Genomic DNA, 19,518 nt, shown 5'->3' on the forward strand with positions numbered 1-19,518 from the left:
ATGAATGCAGAAGACTCCTTGAAACTCGCTCGCCGGTTTATCGGGTTGCCCCTGGAAAAGCGCCAGATGTTCCTGGCTGCCCTGGCGAAAGAAGGGGTGGATTTTTCCCGGTTCCCGATTCCCGCAGGCGTCGAGGCCGAGGATCGGCAGGCGCTGTCTTATGCCCAGCAACGCATGTGGTTCCTCTGGCATCTGGACCCGCAGAGCGGCGCCTACAACCTGCCGGCGGCGGTGCGCCTGACCGGTCGCCTGAATCAGGCCGCGCTGGAGCAAGCCTTCGCCAGCCTGATCGAACGTCACGAAACCCTGCGCACGGTGTTCCAGCAGCAGCCCGACGACAGCCTGCTGCAAGTGCCGCTGCAACAACCGCTGGACATCCAGCGCATCGACCTCAGCGATTTGCCCGCCGCCGAACGTGAAACCCGTGTGGCCGCCGCCGCGCAGGAGCAATCGCTGCTGCCGTTCGACCTGGCCAACGGCCCGCTGCTGCGGGTGCGCCTGTTGCAACTGGCCGAGCAGGAACATGTGCTGCTGCTGACCCTGCACCATATCGTCTCCGATGGCTGGTCGATGAACGTGCTGATCGACGAGTTCTGCCGCTTCTATGACGCCCACGATCAGGGCCGCGCTGCCGAACTGCCGCCGCTGGCGGTGCAATACAGCGACTACGCCCTGTGGCAGCGCCGCTGGCTGGAGGCCGGCGAGCAACAACGTCAACTCGACTACTGGCTGGCGCAGATGGGCGACGAACACCCGGTGCTGGAGTTGCCGGTGGATCGCCCGCGCCCGGTGCTGCCGAGCAATCAGGGCCAGCGTCTGGAAAGCGTAGTGGACGCGGCGCTGGTCGAGCAATTGCGCGGTATCGCCCGTCAGCACGGGGTGACGCTGTTCATGCTGTTGCTCGGCACCTTCAATATTCTGCTGCACCGCTACACCGGGCAGACCGACCTGCGCGTCGGTGTGCCGATCGCCAACCGCAACCGCCGGGAAATCGAAGGGCTCATCGGCTTCTTCGTCAACACTCAAGTGCTGCGTGTCGAACTGGACGGCCAGACCTCGATCGCCGATCTGCTGCGTGACCTCAAGGAAACCGCCCTCGGCGCCCAGGCCCATCAGGACTTGCCATTCGAGCGTCTGGTAGAGGCGCTGAAGCTGGAACGCAGCCTCAGCTACAACCCGCTGTTCCAGGTGATGTACAACCACCAGCCGGAAGTCGCTGATGTCACCACGCTCAAGGTCGGCAGCGGTCTGGAGCTGGGCGTCATCGAGTGGGAAAGCCGCAGCACCCAATTCGACCTGAGTCTGGATACCTACGAGAAGGGCGGGCAACTGCACGCGGCGTTCACCTACGCCACGGATCTGTTCGAGCCCGAAACCATCGAACGCATGGCGCGCCACTGGACGAACTTGCTGCGCAGCCTCGTCAGCGATCCGCAGCAGCGCGTCGGTGACATCGCGCTGCTGGAAACGGCCGAGCTGGAACAACTGACTCAGAAGTGGGGTCGCCACGACACCCAGTGGCCGAGCGAGCGCCCGGTGCATCAACTGTTCGAAGCCCAGGCCGAGCTGACACCGGATGCCGTCGCGCTGATTTTCGACGGCCAGCGCCTGACCTATGCCCAGCTCAACGCCCGGGCCAATCGCCTGGCGCGCACGCTGCTGGCGCAAGGCGTCGGCTCGGACGTGTTGGTGGGCGTGGCGGTGGATCGTGGACTGGAACTGATCGTCGCGATTCTCGCCGTGCTCAAGGCCGGCGGCGCTTATGTGCCGCTGGACCCGCAATATCCTCGTGATCGCCTGCTGTGCATGATCGAAGACAGCGGCAGCCGTTTGCTGCTGACCCAAAGCCATTTGCTCGACCGATTGCCGGTGCCGCAGAACGTCCGGAGTCTGTGTCTGGATCAGGCCGATGTCTGGGCCTGCACCGATGAAAGCAACCCGCAACGTGCCGTGTGGGCCGATAACTTGGCCTACGTGATGTTCACCTCGGGCTCCACCGGGCGCCCGAAAGGCGTCGGCATCAGCCACGGTGCGCTGAGCAAACACGCATTCGCCTCGCAGCATTACTACGGCCTGAGCGCTGCCGACTGCGCGCTGCAATTCGCGACGTTCAACTTCGATGCCTTCGGCGAGCAGCTGTTCGGCCCGCTGACCTGCGGCGCTTCGGTGGTGCTGCGCGGCAACGAAGTGTGGGACAGCGAAACCCTGTACCGTCAGATCGTCGAGCAAGGCATCACGGTCATGGACCTGACCACCGCTTACTGGAACATGATCGCCAAGGAATTCGCCGCCGCCGGCCCGCGTGATTACGCGGCGCTGCGTCAGGTGCACAGCGGCGGTGAAGCGATGCCGCCGGAAGGCGTGCAGGCCTGGCGTCAGGCCGGGCTCGAACACGTCAAATTGCTCAACACCTACGGCCCGACCGAAGCCACCGTCACCGCCACCACCCTCGATTGCAGCGACTACGTGTTCGGTCGTCAGCCGTTGCCGCTGACCCTGCCGATCGGTCAGCCGTTGCCGGGCCGTCACACTTATCTGCTGGATGCCGACGGCCAGCCGACACCGGTCGGTGTGGTCGGTGAACTGCTGATCGGTGGTGAATTGCTGGCGCGCGGTTACTTCCAGCGTGCCGATCTGACTGCCGAACGTTTCATTCCCGATCCGTTTTCCACCAGCGGGGCGCGTCTGTACCGCACCGGCGACCTGGCGCGTTACAACGCCCTCGGCCAGATCGAATACGTCGGCCGCGTTGACCATCAAGTGAAGATCCGTGGTTTCCGTATCGAGCTGGGCGAAGTCGAAGCGCGCCTGCTGGAACTGAACGACGTCAGCGAAGCCGTGGTGCTGGCGGTGCAGGGCGGCAGCAGCCTGCAACTGGTGGCTTACGTGGTGCCGAAGGATGCGTCCGTGGTCGCGGCGTCCGCCGACGAACAAGGCGCGGCGCGGGAAGCGATCAAGGCGCAGCTCAAGGACAGCCTGCCGGACTACATGGTGCCGACGCAGTTGTTGTTCCTCGCCGAACTGCCCCTGAGCCCGAACGGCAAACTGGACCGCAAGGCCTTGCCGGCGCCGGACGCCAGCCAGATGCAGCAGGCGTTCGTCGCGCCGCGCAGCGAGCTGGAGCAGAAAATCGCCGGCATCTGGCAGGATGTGCTCAAGCTCGAACAGGTCGGCCTCACCGATAACTTCTTCGAGCTGGGCGGCGACTCGATCATCTCGATTCAGGTGGTCAGCCGCTCGCGTCAGGCCGGGATTCATTTCAGCCCCCGCGACCTGTTCCAGCACCAGACCGTGCAAGGTCTGGCCAGCGTGGCGCAGCAGGGCAGCGGGGGCGTGAGCATCGATCAGGGCCCGGTCACCGGCGAGCTGCCGTTGCTGCCGATCCAGCAAGTGTTCTTCGAAGAGCCGATTCCCCAGCGTCACCACTGGAACCAGGCGGTGCTGCTGCGCAGCCATCAAACCCTGAACGCCGAAGCACTGCTGCAAGCGCTGAACGCGTTGATCGCGCATCACGACGGCCTGCGTTCGCGCTTCGTCGAAAGCGCCGAAAGCTGGCGTGCCGAAGTCGCGCCGATTGTTCACGATCCGGAACTGTTGTGGACCGCCGACAAGTTGGCCGACAGCGAACTGCAAGCGCTGTACGCCAAGGCCCAGCAAAGCCTGAGCCTGCAAAACGGCCCGCTGCTGCGCGCGGTGCTGGCGACCGTCGCCGATGGCAGTCAGCGTCTGTTGCTGGCGGTGCATCACCTGGTGGTGGACGGAGTTTCGTGGCGGATTCTGCTGGAAGACCTGCAACTGGCTTATCAACAGGCTGCGCAAAAAACCGCCATCAAGCTGCCGGCGAAAACCAGCGCCTACAAGGCCTGGGGTGAGCATCTGCAAGCCTATGCCGCGACCGAAGCGCTGCAGGCTGAACTCGGATTCTGGAAGCAACAACTCGACGGCGCGGCACTGGATCTGCCGTGCGACAACCCACAAGGCAGTCTGCAAAGCCGTCACGCGTTGGTGCTGCACAGCCGCCTCGACAAGACCTTCACTCAGCAATTGCTGCAACAGGCGCCAGCGGCGTATCGCACCCAGGTGAACGATCTGCTGCTGACAGCACTGGCGCGAGTCATCAGCCGCTGGACCGGCCACGCCGACACCCTGATTCAGCTGGAAGGCCACGGCCGCGAAGACCTGTTCGACGACGTCGACCTGACCCGCACCGTCGGCTGGTTCACCAGTCTGTTCCCGGTGCGCCTGACCCCGGCGGATTCCGTCGCGGCGGCGATCAAGCAGATCAAGGAACAACTGCGGGCGATCCCGAACAAGGGCATCGGTTTCGGCGTGCTGCGCCATCTGAGCGACGCGTCCATCCAGGCCAGCCTCAAGGCGTTGGCGATGCCGCGCATCACCTTCAACTACCTCGGCCAGTTCGACGGCAGCTTCGATGCCGAGGACGGTGCGCTGTTCAGTCCGGCCGGTGAAAGCGCCGGGCTGGAGCAAAGCCTCGACGCGCCGCTGGACAACTGGCTGGGCGTCGAAGGCCAGGTCTACGACGGCGAACTCGACCTGCGCTGGACCTTCAGCCGCGAGCAGTTCAACGAGGCGACCATCGCCCGTCTGGCCGAAGATTACGAGCGTGAACTGCAAGGGCTGATCAGCCATTGCTGCGACGCGAACTCGATGGGCGTGACCCCGTCGGACTTCCCGCTGGCGCACATCGATCAGGCACAACTGGACGCGATCCCGGTGCCGGCCGCCGGCATCGAAGACATCTATCCGCTGTCGCCGATGCAGCAGGGCATGCTGTTCCACACCTTGTACGAACAGGGCACCGGCACTTACATCAACCAGTTGTGCGTCGATGTCGACGGCCTCGATCCCGAGCGTTTCCGCGCGGCGTGGCAGGCGACCATGGATGCCCACGACATCCTGCGCAGCGGCTTTATCTGGCAGGGCGAATTGCAGGAACAACTGCAAATCATCCATCGCCAACTGGCGCTGCCGTACACGCTGCTCGACTGGCGCGAGCGCAGCGACATCGCCCAGGCCCTCAAGGATTTCACCGCCGCCGATCTGGCCGAAGGTTTCGACCTGACCCAGGCTGGGCTGCTGCGCGTGACCCTGATCCGCCTCAGCGACAAGCGTCATCACCTGATCTTCACCAATCACCACATCCTGATGGACGGCTGGAGCAGCGCACAGATGCTCGGCGAAGTCCTGCAGCGTTATGCCGGCCAGCAACCGCCGCGTCCGGTCAGCCGTTACTCGGATTACATCCAGTGGCTGCAACGTCAGGACGCGGCGGTCAGCGAAGCGTTCTGGCTGCAACAACTGGCAGATTTCCATGAGCCGACCGTGCTGGCGCAAGCCGCTGCCGGCGGTGGCGAGGTGCGCAGTGAAGTCGGTCATCTGCTCAAGCATTACGACCTCGATGCTTCGCGCACCCGTCGCTTGAATGCGTTTGCCCGTGAGCAGAAAGTCACCGTCAACACACTGGTGCAAGCCGCGTGGCTGTTGCTGTTGCAGCGCTACACCGGCAGCGCCTGCGTGGCGTTCGGCACCACCGTGGCCGGGCGTCCGGCGGAACTGGTGGGCATCGAGCAGCAGGTCGGTCTGTTCATCAACACCTTGCCGGTGATCGCCGGCAGTCGTCCCGACCAGACCGTGGCCGCGTGGCTGGCGGCGGTGCAGGCGCAGAACCTGTCGCTGCGCGAGTTCGAACACACGCCGCTGGCGAGCATTCAGCGCTGGGCCGGGCAGGGCGGCGAGTCGCTGTTCGACACGCTGCTGGTGTTCGAGAACTTCCCGATTTCCGAAGCGCTGCAACACGGCACCGCCCAGGGCGTGGTGTTCGGCGAAGTCGCCAACCAGGATCAGACCCACTATCCGCTGACCCTCGGCGTGACGCTGGGCGAAACCCTGGCGCTGCACATGAGCTTCGACCAGGCGCATTTCAGCGTCGCCACCGTCGAGCGTCTGAGCGCGCAGTTGCTGCATCTTTTGGAACAGTTCGCTGAATCCGCCGAACGTCGTCTCGGTGAAATAGCCCTGGCCACAGCCGACGAACATGCGCGGCAACAGGCGCAGAACCATCCGCAGGCGTACCCGACCGATATCGCCGTGCACCAGCGCTATGCCCGCTTGGCCGCGCAGCAACCGGATCGCACCGCGGTCATTTTCGATGGCAAGCATTACAGCTACGGCGAACTGGATGCCCGGGCCAACCGTCTGGCCCATGAACTGGTGGCCCGTGGCGTGCGCGCCGAAGTGCGGGTCGGCGTGGCGATGCCGCGCGGCGAAGGCCTGATCGTTGCCTTGCTGGCGGTGCTCAAGGCCGGCGGCGCCTATGTGCCGCTCGACACCAGCTACCCGCGCGAGCGCCTGGCGTACCTGATGCAGGATTCCGGGCTGGCGCTGTTGCTGACCGATTCCCGCGTGTCGGCACAATTGCCGATCGACGACGCCATGAGTGTGCTGGAACTGGATCGCCTCGACCTCAGCGGCCATTCGGCGCAGTCGCCGGTGGTGACGATCGATCCGGACAATCTGGCCTACGTGATCTACACCTCCGGTTCCACCGGCAATCCGAAAGGCGTCAGCGTTACCCATGGGCCGCTGGCGATGCACTGCCTGGCCATCGGTGAACGCTATGAAATGCGCGACAGCGATTGCGAATTCCACTTCATGTCGTTCGCCTTCGACGGCGCCCATGAACGCTGGCTGACCAGCCTGACTCACGGCGGCTCGCTGCTGATCCGCGACGACAGCCTGTGGACGCCGGAGCAGACCTACAACGCGATGATCGAGCACGGCGTAACCGTGGTCGCGTTCCCGCCGGTGTACCTGCAACAACTGGCCGAACACGCCGAACGCGTGGGCAATCCGCCGAAGGTGCGCATCTACTGCTTCGGCGGTGATGCGGTGCCGAATGCGAGTTTCGAACGGGTCAAACGCGCGCTGAACCCGGAATACATCATCAACGGCTACGGCCCGACCGAAACCGTGGTCACGCCGCTGATCTGGAAGGCCGGTCGCGATGTGCCGTGCGGCGCCGCCTATGCGCCGATCGGCAGCCGCATCGGCGACCGCAGCGCCTACGTGCTCGACGCCGATCTGAACCTGCTGCCGCAAGGCATGGTCGGCGAGCTGTACCTCGGTGGCAGCGGCGTGGCCCGTGGTTACCTGAATCGTCCGGCGATGACCGCCGAGCGTTTTGTCGCGGATCCGTTCAGCACAACCGGTGGCGTGCTGTACCGCACCGGCGACCTGGTGCGCCAGCGTGCCGACGGCACTTTCGACTACCTGGAGCGCATCGACAATCAGGTGAAGATCCGTGGGTTCCGAATCGAGCTGGGTGAAATCGAAGCCAGCCTGCAGGCCCTCGACGGCGTGCGCGAAGCGGTGGTCGTGGCCCAGGAAAGCGCCGGCAGCAAACGGCTGGTGGCGTACGTGGTCGGTGATTCGCAACAGGCGGATTTCGCCGAGCAACTGCGGGCGCAACTCAAGGCCAGCTTGCCGGCGCACATGGTCCCGGCCTACGTGCTGACCCTTGAGCGCATGCCGCTGACGCCGAACGGCAAACTCGATCGCAAGAACCTGCCCAAGCCTGATGTCAGTCAATTGCAGCAGTCTTACGTGGCGCCACAAAGCGCGCTGGAGCAGCAACTGGCAACGATCTGGCAGGACGTGCTGAAGCTGGAACGCGTCGGCCTGACCGACAACTTCTTCGAACTGGGCGGCGATTCGATCATCTCGATCCAGGTGGTCAGCCGTGCCCGTCAGGCCGGGCTGCGATTTACGCCGAAAGACTTGTTCCAGCACCAGACCATTCAGGCGCTGGCCAATGTGGTGCAGACCGGCGAGCCGGTGCAGCAGATCGATCAGCAACCGGTGACCGGTGAAACCGCGCTGCTGCCGATTCATCAGTGGTTCTTCGCCCAGCCGATTCCCGACCGTCATCACTGGAACCAGTCGGTGATGCTCAAGACCGCTCAGCCGCTGGATGCTTCTGTTCTGGAGCAGGCACTGGACGCGCTGGTCGTGCATCACGACAGCCTGCGCCTGGACTTTGCCGAGCAAACGCAGGGCTGGGCGGCGCAGTACCGCGACGTTGAAACCCAGGCCGGTGAAACCGTGCTGTGGCAAGTCGAGGTCGCCGATCTGGCGGCACTCGAAGTGCTGGGCAATCAGGCCCAGCGCAGCCTGCAACTGAGCGGCGGTTCGCTGATCCGCGCGGTGCTGGCGAATCTGGCCGATGGCAGCCAGCGCCTGCTGCTGGTGGTTCACCACCTGGTGGTGGATGGCGTGTCGTGGCGGATTCTGTTCGAAGACCTGCAAAGCGCTTACCGGCAGATCCAGTCGGGAGCGGCCGTGCAGCTGCCGGCCAAGACCAGCGCCGTGAAAGCCTGGACCGAAGCGTTGCAGGACTACGCCGGCAGCGCGCCGCTGCAAGCCGAACTGGGCTTCTGGCAGCAACAGCTGCAAGGCGCGTCGAACGCGTTGCCGTGCGACAACCCGCAGGGTGGTCAGCAACATTGCCAGGCACTGGCGATCCGCACGCCGCTGGACAAGACCCTGACCCGCCAACTGCTGCAAGAGGCCCCGGCGGCCTACCGCACCCAGGTCAACGACCTGCTGCTGACCGCGCTGGCGCGGGTGATGGTGCGCTGGACCGGCGACGACAATGTGCTGGTGCAACTGGAAGGGCACGGTCGTGAAGACCTGTTCGATCACGTCGACCTGACCCGCACCGTGGGCTGGTTCACCAGCCTGTTCCCGGCAAAACTGACCCCGACCGCCGACCTCGGCGCCTCGCTGAAACAGATCAAGGAACAGCTGCGGGCGATCCCGAACAAAGGCATCGGCTTCGGTGCCCTCGCGCACCTGGGCGACGACCACGCCCGGGCCACCCTGCAAGCGCTGCCGACACCGCGCCTGACCTTCAACTATCTGGGCCAGTTCGACGGCAGTTTCGATGCCGGCGATGAAGCGCTGTTCGTGCCGACCAGCGAATCCGGTGGCGAAGAGGTCAACATGCAAGGCCCGCTGGGCAGCCCGCTGGCCCTCGACGGCAAGGTGTTCAACGGTGAGCTGGACCTGAGCTGGACCTTCAGCCGCGAGATGTTCGAACCGGCGACCATCCAGCGTCTGGCCGACGATTATCTGCAAGAACTGACCGCGCTGATCGCCCATTGCTGCGACAGCGCCAACCGTGGCGTGACCCCGTCGGACTTCCCGCTGGCGAGCCTGACCCAGGCCCAGCTCGACGTACTGGCGCCGCAGCCGCAGACCATCGATGACATCTACCCGCTTTCGCCGATGCAGCAGGGCATGTTGTTCCACACCCTGCTCGAACACGGCAACGGCGACTACATCAACCAGATGCGTCTGGACGTCGATGGCGTCGACCCGCAGCGTTTCCGCGCCGCGTGGCAAGCGGTGGTGGATGCCCATGACATCCTGCGCACCGGTTTCGTCTGGCAGGGCGATCTGGAGCAACCGGTGCAAGTGGTGCAGCGTCAGCTTGAGGTGCCGTTCCGGGTACTCGACTGGAACGGTCAGACCGACCTCGATGCCGCGCTGAAAAAACTTGCCGACGAAGAACGTGCCCAAGGCCTGGATCTGACCCGTGCACCCTTGCTGCGTCTGGTGTTGGTGCGCACGGCTGCGGATCGTCATCACCTGATCTACACCAACCATCACATCCTGATGGACGGCTGGAGCAGCGCGCAGTTGCTCGGCGAAGTGTTGCAGCATTACAGCGGCGAAGCGGTGCCGCGTCCGACCGGGCGCTACCGCGATTACATCGCCTGGCTGCAGCGTCAGGACGCCGCGACCGCCGAAGCCTACTGGCTGGCGGCGCTGGGCAATCTGCAGGAGCCGACGCGTCTGGCGGATGCCATCGCGCGGCCGAGTGCCGGTCTGCCGAGCGTCGGTTACGGCGATCATTTCCAGGTGCTCGATGCCGGTCTGACCCAGCGTCTGGGCGAGTTTGCCCGGGCCTCGAAAGTCACCGTCAACACCCTGGTGCAAGCCGCGTGGCTGCTGCTGTTGCAGCGCTATACCGGCAAGGATTGCGTGGCGTTCGGCGCCACCGTCGCCGGACGTCCGGCGGATCTGCCGGGGGCCGAGCAGCAGGTCGGTCTGTTCATCAACACCTTGCCGGTGATCGCCGCGCCACAAGCGCAGCAGAGCCTGGCCAGCTGGTTGCAAGGCGTGCAGGCGCAGAACCTGGCGCTGCGCGAGTTCGAGCACACGCCGCTGGCGCAGATTCAGCGCTGGGCCGGGCAGGGCGGTGACGCGCTGTTCGACAGCCTGATGGTGTTCGAGAACTACCCGATTGCCGAAGCGCTGGAGCAAGGCGCGCCGCAGGGCCTGCGATTCGGTCCGGTGGAGAATCACGAGCAGACCAACTACCCATTGACCCTGCTGGTGCATCTGGGCGCCGAGCTGTCGGTGCACTTCAGCTATCAGCGCGACCGTTTTGCCGACGTCGGTGTGGCGCAACTGGGCGCGCATTTGCAGCGTTTGCTTGAGCAGATGACCGAGGCGGGCGAGCGTTCGCTCAGCCAATTGCACCTGATCGAGACGGCCCCGGTTCACACCGATTTCGTCACCGAACTGTGCATCCACCAGCGCATCGCCCGTCAGGTCGCCGCGACCCCGGATGCACGGGCCGTGACCTTCGCCGACACGCAGCTGACCTATGCCGAACTGGACGCCCGGGCCAACCGTCTGGCGCACAAGTTGATCGAGCTCGGCGTCGGCCCGGAAGTGCGGGTGGGCGTGGCGTTGCCGCGTTCCGAGCAGTTGCTGATTGCACTGCTGGCGGTGCTCAAGGCTGGCGGCGCCTACGTGCCGCTGGACCCGGATTACCCGGCCGACCGCGTGGCCTACATGCTCGAAGACAGCCGTGCGCGAGTGTTGCTGACTGAGCAGGAACTGGCTGCCACGTTGACCGTGCCGTCCGAGACTCAAGTGTTGTTGCTGGATCAGATCGCGCTGGATGGCTATTCGGCTCAGGCACCGCAAACCGCCGTGACTCCGGACAACCTCGCCTACGTGATCTACACCTCCGGTTCCACCGGCAAGCCGAAAGGCGTGGCGATTGCCCATCGCAACGTCATGGCGCTGATCGACTGGTCGGCGAAGGTCTACCGCCGTGAAGACATTCTAGGCGTGCTGGCCTCGACCTCGGTGTGCTTCGACCTGTCGGTGTGGGAGTTGTTTGTGACCCTGGCCAACGGCGGCTCGCTGATCATCGCCCGCAACGCGCTGGAACTGCCGCAACTGCCGGCCCGGGATCAGGTGCGCCTGATCAACACCGTGCCGTCGGCGATCAACGCGTTGCAGCGCGCCGGGCAGATTCCGCCGGGTGTGCGGATCATCAACCTGGCGGGCGAACCGCTCAAGCAAGGGCTGGTGGACGCGCTTTATCAGCAGTCGACGGTCGAGCATGTCTACGACCTGTACGGCCCGTCGGAAGACACCACTTACTCGACCTGGACCCGCCGCATCGCCGGTGGTCAGGCACGGATCGGCCGCGCGCTGGATCACTCCGCCAGCCACCTGCTCGATGCCGATCTGCAAGCGGTGCCGCACGGCGTGTCAGCCGAGTTGTACCTGTCGGGTGCCGGCGTCACGCGTGGCTACCTGGGCAAAGCGGCGATGACCGCCGAGAAGTTCGTGCCCAATCCGTTCGCCCGCAACGGTGAGCGTCTCTACCGCACTGGCGACCTGATTCGCCAGCGCGAGGACGGCGAGTTGGAGTACATGGGCCGGATCGACCATCAGGTGAAAATCCGTGGTTTCCGTATCGAGCTCGGCGAAATCGAAGCGCGGCTGCTGGCGCAACCGGGCATCAGCGAGGCGGCGGTGCTGGCCGTCGAGGCCGAGGGTGGCGCGCAACTGGTGGCCTATGTGGTTGCTCCACAACTGGACGTGTACGACGGTGAAGCGCAGCGCCAACTGCGCGACGGACTAAAGACTGGCCTCAAGTCTTCGTTACCTGACTACATGATTCCCGCGCACCTGCTGTTCCTTGAGCAGTTGCCCCTGACCCCCAACGGCAAGCTCGACCGCAAGGCGCTGCCGGCGGTGGATGCCAGCCAGATGCAGGCCGCGTATGTCGCGCCGCAATCGGAGCTTGAGCAACAGGTCGCGGCAATCTGGCAGCAAGTGCTCACCGTGGAACGCATCGGTCTGAACGATCACTTCTTCGAACTCGGCGGGCACTCGCTGCTGGCGGTCAATGTCGTGTCGCGCATCGCCCTGGAACTGGGCCTGACGCTGACGCCGCAACTGCTATTCCAGCACCCCGTCCTGAGCGACTTTGTCGCTCACCTCACTACAGGAGGCGGGGCAATCAACGAACAGAAACTGAACAAGCTGGAAGCCCTGCTTGACGATATGGAGGAGTTCTGATGGACACGAGTGTTGCTTTGAGGATTGCCAAGCGCTTTATCACTCTGCCGCTGGACAAACGTAAGCTCTACCTGGAAAAGATGCTCGAAGAGGGCGTCTCGCCGGCCAACCTGCCGATTCCGGAAACTCGCTCAAGCTTCGAGGCGATCCCGCTGTCCTACGCCCAGGAACGCCAGTTGTTCCTGTGGCAGATGGACCCGCACAGCACCGCGTACCACATTCCCAGCGCCCTGCGGTTGAAGGGCCGGCTGGATGTCGCGGCGCTGGAGCGCAGTTTCAACGCCGTGGTTGCCCGCCACGAAAGCCTGCGCACCACGTTCGTCGAGCAGGGTGAAACCTTCTGCCAGAAGGTTCACGCGCAGATGCCGTTGAGCATCACGGTCGAGACGCTGGCGCCGGGTCAGGACGCCGACGCTGCGATCAAGGCTTTCGTCGAGAGCGAAACCGCGCGACCGTTCAATCTGCAACAGGGCCCGTTGCTGCGGGTCTCGTTGCTCAAGGTCGGTGAAGACGATCACGTGCTGGCGCTGATCCAGCACCACATCATCTCCGATGGCTGGTCGATGCAAGTGCTGGTCGGCGAGCTGATCAAGCATTACGCCGCTGACACCAGCGGCCAGTCCCTGAGCCTGCCGCCGCTGGAGGTGCAATACGCCGACTACGCGATCTGGCAGCGTCACTGGCTGGAGGCCGGCGAGCGTGAGCGGCAGCTGAAATACTGGATCGACACCCTCGGCGGCGAACAGCCGGTGCTGGAGTTGCCGATCGATCATCCGCGCCCGGCGTTGCAAAGCTTCCGTGGCGCGCGCCTCGATCTGAACCTGCCGACCGCACTGGGCGATGCCCTCAAGCAACTGGCCCAGCGCGAAGGCGCGAGCCTGTTCATGGTGCTGCTGGCGTCGTTCCAGGCGTTGCTGCACCGCTACAGCGGCCAGTCGCAGATCCGCGTCGGCGTGCCGACCGCCAACCGCAACCGGGTGGAAACCGAAGGCCTGATCGGCTTCTTCGTCAACACCCAGGTGCTGAGCGCAGACGTCCACGGGCAACTGCCGTTCAATCAATTGCTGGCCCAGGTCAAGCAATCGGCGATGGCGGCCCAGGCCCATCAGGATCTGCCGTTCGAGCAACTGATCGAAGCCCTGCAACCGGAACGCAGCCTGAGCCACAGCCCGGTGTTCCAGGTGATGTACAACCACCAGGCGGTCAACGACCAGACCCAGCGTCAGAGCCAGGTGCAACTGCCGCAACTGAGCGTCGAGGACATCGTCTGGGAGGGCCGCACCGCGCAGTTCGACCTGACCCTCGGCACCTACGAATCCAGCGAAGGCGTGGCGGCGGAACTGACTTACGCCACCGACCTGTTCAAGCCTGAAACCATCGAGCGTCTGGCGCGCCACTGGCTGAACCTGCTGCACGGCATCGTCGCCGCACCGAGCCAGCGTGTTGGCGAGCTGCCGTTGCTGGAAACCACCGAACATCAAGTGCTGTTGCAGGACTGGAAACGCGTGGTCGATCACGCCGCGCCGGCGCCATGCGTGCAGCAACGCATCGCCTTGCAGGCCGAGAAAACGCCTGACGCCACCGCGTTGATCATCGGCGAGGACGTGCTGACTTACGGCGAGTTGAACGCCCGCGCCAACCAGCTCGCGCACAAGCTGATCGAGCTGGGCGTCGGCCCGGATCGACTGGTCGGCATCGCGGTCGAGCGCAGCGTCGAAATGATCGTCGGCCTGCTGGCGATCCTCAAGGCCGGCGGCGCTTATGTACCGCTGGACCCGGCGTATCCGGAAGATCGTCTGGCCTACATGATCGAGGACAGCGGCATCGAGTTGCTGCTGACCCAGTCGCACTTGCAGACGCTGTTGCCGATCCCGGCCGGCCTTGCCACGGTGTTGCTGGATCAACCGCAGGACTGGCTGGCGGCGTACCTGACCACCGCGCCTGAAGTGGCCGTGAACGGCGAGCACCTGGCCTATACGATTTACACCTCGGGCTCGACCGGCAAGCCTAAAGGCGTGATGGTGCGCCACGCAGCCCTGAGCAACTTCGTCGCGAGCATGGTCGAGCAACCGGGCATCGCGGCGGCGGATCGCATGCTGTCGCTGACCACCTTCTCGTTCGATATTTTCGGCCTGGAAATCTACGGCCCGCTGCTGGCCGGCGCCGCCGTGGTGCTGACCGGCAAGGACGTGCATCAGGATCCACAAACGGTGCTCGAACTGATCGCCCGCCACGGCGTGACCATGCTGCAAGCCACACCTTCGACCTGGCGCATGCTGCTGGACAATGAACACGCCGCGATTCTCGACCGCCGCACTTTCCTGTGTGGCGGTGAAGCGCTGCCCCAGGAACTGGCGCAACGCATGCTGGCGCGCTCGCCGAAGGTCTGGAACCTTTACGGCCCGACCGAAACCACGATCTGGTCGGCGCTGCATCCGTTGAGCGTGGACAACAGCCGTCCGTTCCTCGGCAAACCTATCGACAACACGGCGTTGTACATCCTCGGCAGCGATCTGGAGCTCAATCCGCTCGGCGCGCCGGGCGAGCTGCTGATCGGTGGCGATGGCCTGGCGCGGGGTTACTTCCAGCGTCCTGCGCTGACCGCCGAACGCTTTGTGCCGGACCCGTTCTCCACCACCGGCGAGCGTCTGTACCGCACCGGCGACCTGACCCGTTACCGCGCCGAAGGCGTGATCGAATACATCGGACGGATCGACCATCAGGTGAAAATCCGTGGTTTCCGCATAGAGCTGGGCGAAATCGAAGCGCGCCTGCTGGCGCTCGACAGCGTGCGCGAAACCGTGGTCGTCGCTCAGGACGGCCCGACCGGCCCGCAACTGGTGGGCTACGTTGTGCCGATGTCCGGCGAGGCGCTGGATGCCGAGGGTGAAGCCGCGTTGCGCGCTGCACTGAAGGCCAGCCTCAAGGCTGAATTGCCGGAGTACATGGTGCCGGCGCACTTGCTGTTCCTTGCGCAACTGCCGCTGACCCCCAACGGCAAAGTCGACCGCAAGGCCTTGCCGGCGCCGGATGCCAGCCAGTTGCAGTCGACCTACATCGCTCCGCAGACCGCCACCCAGCACACCGTCGCCGAAATCTGGCAAGCGGTGCTGAAACTGGAGCAGGTGGGGCTGGGCGACAACTTCTTCGAACTCGGCGGCCATTCGCTGCTGGTGACCCAGGTCGTTTCCCGAGTGCGTCAGGCGCTCAACGTGCAAGTGCCGCTGCGCACTTTGTTCGAACACAGCACGCTGGTGGATTTCGTCGCCGCCCTCGGCGTCGAGCAGGCGCAGCAGGAGCCGTCGATTGTTGCGTTGCCGCGTCTGCAACCGCTGACGCTGTCCTACGCTCAGGAACGTCAGTGGTTCCTCTGGCAACTGGAGCCGACCAGCACCGCTTACCACGTGCCGGCCGCACTGCGCCTGCGCGGTGAACTGGACCTGCCGGCGTTGCAGCGCAGCTTCGATGCGCTGATCGCCCGCCACGAATCCCTGCGCACCTGCTTTGTCGAGGAGCAGGGCCAGACCCTGCAAGTGATCCAGGCTCAGGCAGCGCTGGACATCGCCGTCGAAACCATCGACCGAGAGCTGGACGATTCCGCGCTGCAAGCCCTGGTCGCTGCCGAAACCCTGCACCTGTTCGACTTGCAGAAAGGCCCGCTGCTGCGGGTCAAGCTGCTGCGTCTGGCCGCCGATGACCACGCACTGATCATCACCTTGCACCACATCGTCTCCGATGGCTGGTCGATGGGCATCATGGTCAACGAACTGGTGGCGTTGTATGCCGCCCACAGCGAAGGCAAGACTGCGCAATTGCCGGCATTGCCGGTGCAGTACGCCGACTACGCCGTGTGGCAGCGCCAGTGGATGGACGCCGGTGAGCGCGAGCGTCAACTGAGCTACTGGACCGCACAACTGGGCGACGGCGACCAGCCGTTGCTGGAGCTGCCGACCGACCGTCCGCGTCCGCCGGAGCAAAGCTACCGGGGCGCGCGTCAGGACATCCCGCTGAGCGCCGAACTGGCCGCCGGCCTCAAGCAGGTCGCACAACGGGAAAACGTCACCCTGTTCGCGCTGCTGCTGGCGTCGTTCCAGACCCTGCTGCATCGCTACAGCGGTCAGGCCGACATTCGTGTCGGCGTGCCGGTGGCCAACCGCAACCGGGTCGAGACCGAAGGCCTGATCGGCTTCTTCGTCAACACCCAGGTGCTGAAAGCCGAGTTCGACAGCCAGCAGACGTTCCGCAGCCTGCTGCAGCAAGTGAAAAACACCGTACTCGGTGCCCAGGCCCATCAGGACCTGCCGTTCGAGCAACTGGTCGATGCGCTGCAACCGGAACGCAGCCTGAGCCACAGCCCGCTGTTCCAGGTGCTGCACAACCACCAGAGCCAGGCCCGTCAGGCCGAAGGCGCGACGCGTCTGCCGAAGATCGAGATCGAAGGCCTGAGCTGGGTCTCGCACACCGCGCAGTTCGACCTGACCCTCGACACCTTCGAATCGGCGGACAACGTCTGGGCCGAACTGACCTACGCCTCCGACCTGTTCGACGCGGTGACCATGGAACGTCTGGCGCAGCACTGGACGAATCTGCTGCACGGTATCGTCGCCGATTGCGCCCAGCGCATCGCCGAGCTGCCGTTGCATGACGCGGCCGAACGTCAGGCCACGCTGTTGCAATGGAACCCGGCCGTGGCCGATTTCCCGAGCGAGGCGTGCCTGCATCAATTGATCGAAGCGCAGGCCGCGCGTGCGCCGCACGCGGTGGCCGTGACCTACGGCGAACAGAGCCTGAGCTACTTTGAGCTCAACAGCCGCGCCAACCAGTTGGCCCACAAGTTGATTGCCAGCGGTGTCGCGCCGGACGTGCGCGTCGGTCTGGCGGTGGAGCGCAGCCTGGAAATGCTCGTCGGGCTGCTGGCGATTCTCAAGGCCGGCGGTGCTTATGTGCCGCTCGACCCGACGTATCCGGAAGATCGTCTGGCCTACATGATCGGCGACAGCGGCATCGGTCTGCTGCTGACCCAGAGTCATCTGCTCGGCCGTCTGCCGGTGCCGGACTCGGTGCGCAGCGTGATGCTCGATCAGGAACGCGACGGCCTCGAAGGCTACAGCGACGCTAACCCGCAGGTGCGCATGAGCCCGGATAACCTGGCTTACGTGATCTACACCTCCGGTTCCACCGGTCAGCCGAAAGGCACCTTGCTCGCCCATCACAACGTGCTGCGCCTGTTCAAGGCCACCGATGCCTGGTTCGATTTCGGCCCGCAGGATGTCTGGAGCCTGTTCCATTCCTACGCGTTCGATTTCTCGGTCTGGGAGATCTTCGGGGCGCTGCTGTACGGCGGCAAACTGGTGGTGGTGCCTTACGAGACCAGCCGTTCGCCGGAAGATTTCTACGCCTTGCTGTGCCGTGAAGGTATCACCGTCCTCAACCAGACGCCGTCGGCGTTCAAGCAACTGATGCAAGTGGCGTGCGCCCCGGAACATGCGGCGGCGCAACCGGCCCTGCGTTACGTGGTGTTCGGCGGCGAGGCGCTGGAGGTCAAGAGCCTGCGTCCATGGTTCGAGCGCTTTGGCGATCAGGCCCCGCAACTGATCAACATGTACGGCATCACCGAAACCACGGTCCACGTGACCTATCGGCCGATCTCGCTGGCCGACCTGCAACGCGATGCCAGCAGCCCGATCGGCGAGCCGATTCCGGACTTGTCGTGGTACTTGCTCGACGGCGACCTGAACCCGGTGGCCAAGGGTTGCATCGGCGAACTGTACGTCGGCCGCGCCGGTCTGGCCCGGGGGTATCTGAACCGTCCGGACCTGACCACGCTGCGCTTCATTCCCGATCCGTTTGCCGCCGATGGCGGGCGTCTGTACCGCACCGGTGACCTGGCGCGCTATCGCGCCGACGGCGTGATCGAATACATCGGCCGGATCGACCATCAGGTGAAGATTCGCGGCTTCCGTATCGAACTCGGCGAGATCGAAGCGCAGCTGCTCGAACAAATTGCCGTGCGTCAGGCCGTGGTGCTGGCGCAACCGGGCCTCAGTGGTCAGCAACTGGTGGCGTACCTGGTGCCGAGCGATGCCGCATTGCTCGACGCCGACGCTGCCGAACAGGGCCAATGGCGCGACAGCGTGCGGGCCGCGCTCAAGGAAAACCTGCCGGATCACATGATCCCGGCGCACCTGTTGCTGCTCGAACAATTGCCGCTGACCGCCAACGGCAAACTCAATCGCAGTGCCTTGCCGTCGCCGGATGCGAGTCAGGCACAGCAGGCTTATCAGGCACCGCAAAGCGAACTGGAACAGCGCCTGGCCGAGATCTGGCAGGACGTGCTGAAGCTGCCGCAGGTTGGTGTGAACGACAACTTCTTCGAGTTGGGTGGCGATTCGATCATCTCGATTCAAGTGGTCAGCCGCGCCCGTCAGGCCGGCATCCGTCTGAACCCCAAAGACCTGTTCCAGCACCAGACCGTGCAGCGTCTGGCGCTGGTCGCGCAGATCGGCGACAGCGAGTCGACCATCGATCAGCAACCGGTCACCGGCCCGGCGTTGTTGCTGCCGATCCAGCAGCAGTTCTTCGAGGACGAAATCCCCGAGCGTCATCACTGGAACCAGTCGGTTCTGCTCAAACCGCGTCAACCACTGGCGGCCGAAAAGGTCGAGCAAGCGTTGCGTGCGCTGGTCATTCATCACGATGCCTTGCGCCTGAGTTTCAGCCAGCAGGGCGGCGTCTGGCAGGCCGAACACCTGTCGGTCGATGCGTTGCCGCAAGACCTGCTCTGGCAGGAAACCATTGCCGACATCGCGGATCTTGAAGCCTTGGGCAACCGCGCCCAGCGCAGTCTCGACCTGCAAAACGGCCCGCTGCTGCGGGCGGTGCTGGCGAATCTGGCCGATGGCAGTCAACGCCTGTTGCTGGTGATCCATCACCTGGCGGTGGACGGCGTGTCGTGGCGGATTCTGCTGGAAGACCTGCAAACCGCGTATCAGCAAGCCATCAACGGTCAGGCCCTGAGCCTGCCGGCCAAGACCAGTGCCTTCAAGGACTGGAGCGAACACTTGCAGCGCTACGCCAACAGCCCGGCGTTGCAGGAAGAACGGGCCT

The 19,518-nt window shown here is 64.5% G+C and carries 2 protein-coding genes (1 of these 2 only partly in view); both read left to right on the plus strand.

The genetic code is table 11. The features are described 5' to 3' along the window. Positions 1-12,411, plus strand: a complete 12,411-nt coding sequence (locus M5G18_RS10875; RefSeq protein WP_273900036.1) for a non-ribosomal peptide synthetase — start codon at positions 1-3, stop codon at positions 12,409-12,411. Further along, positions 12,411-19,518 carry the 5' portion of a non-ribosomal peptide synthase/polyketide synthase gene (locus tag M5G18_RS10880; RefSeq protein ID WP_273900035.1) on the plus strand. It continues 7,955 nt past the right edge of the window, so the window shows 7,108 of its 15,063 coding nt (coding positions 1-7,108); it begins with the start codon at positions 12,411-12,413; the stop codon falls past the right edge of the window. The genes M5G18_RS10875 and M5G18_RS10880 overlap by 1 nt, the downstream gene beginning before the upstream one ends.

Origin of the sequence: Pseudomonas aphyarum (assembly GCF_028657055.1) — a bacterium.
GTDB lineage: Bacteria > Pseudomonadota > Gammaproteobacteria > Pseudomonadales > Pseudomonadaceae > Aquipseudomonas > Aquipseudomonas aphyarum.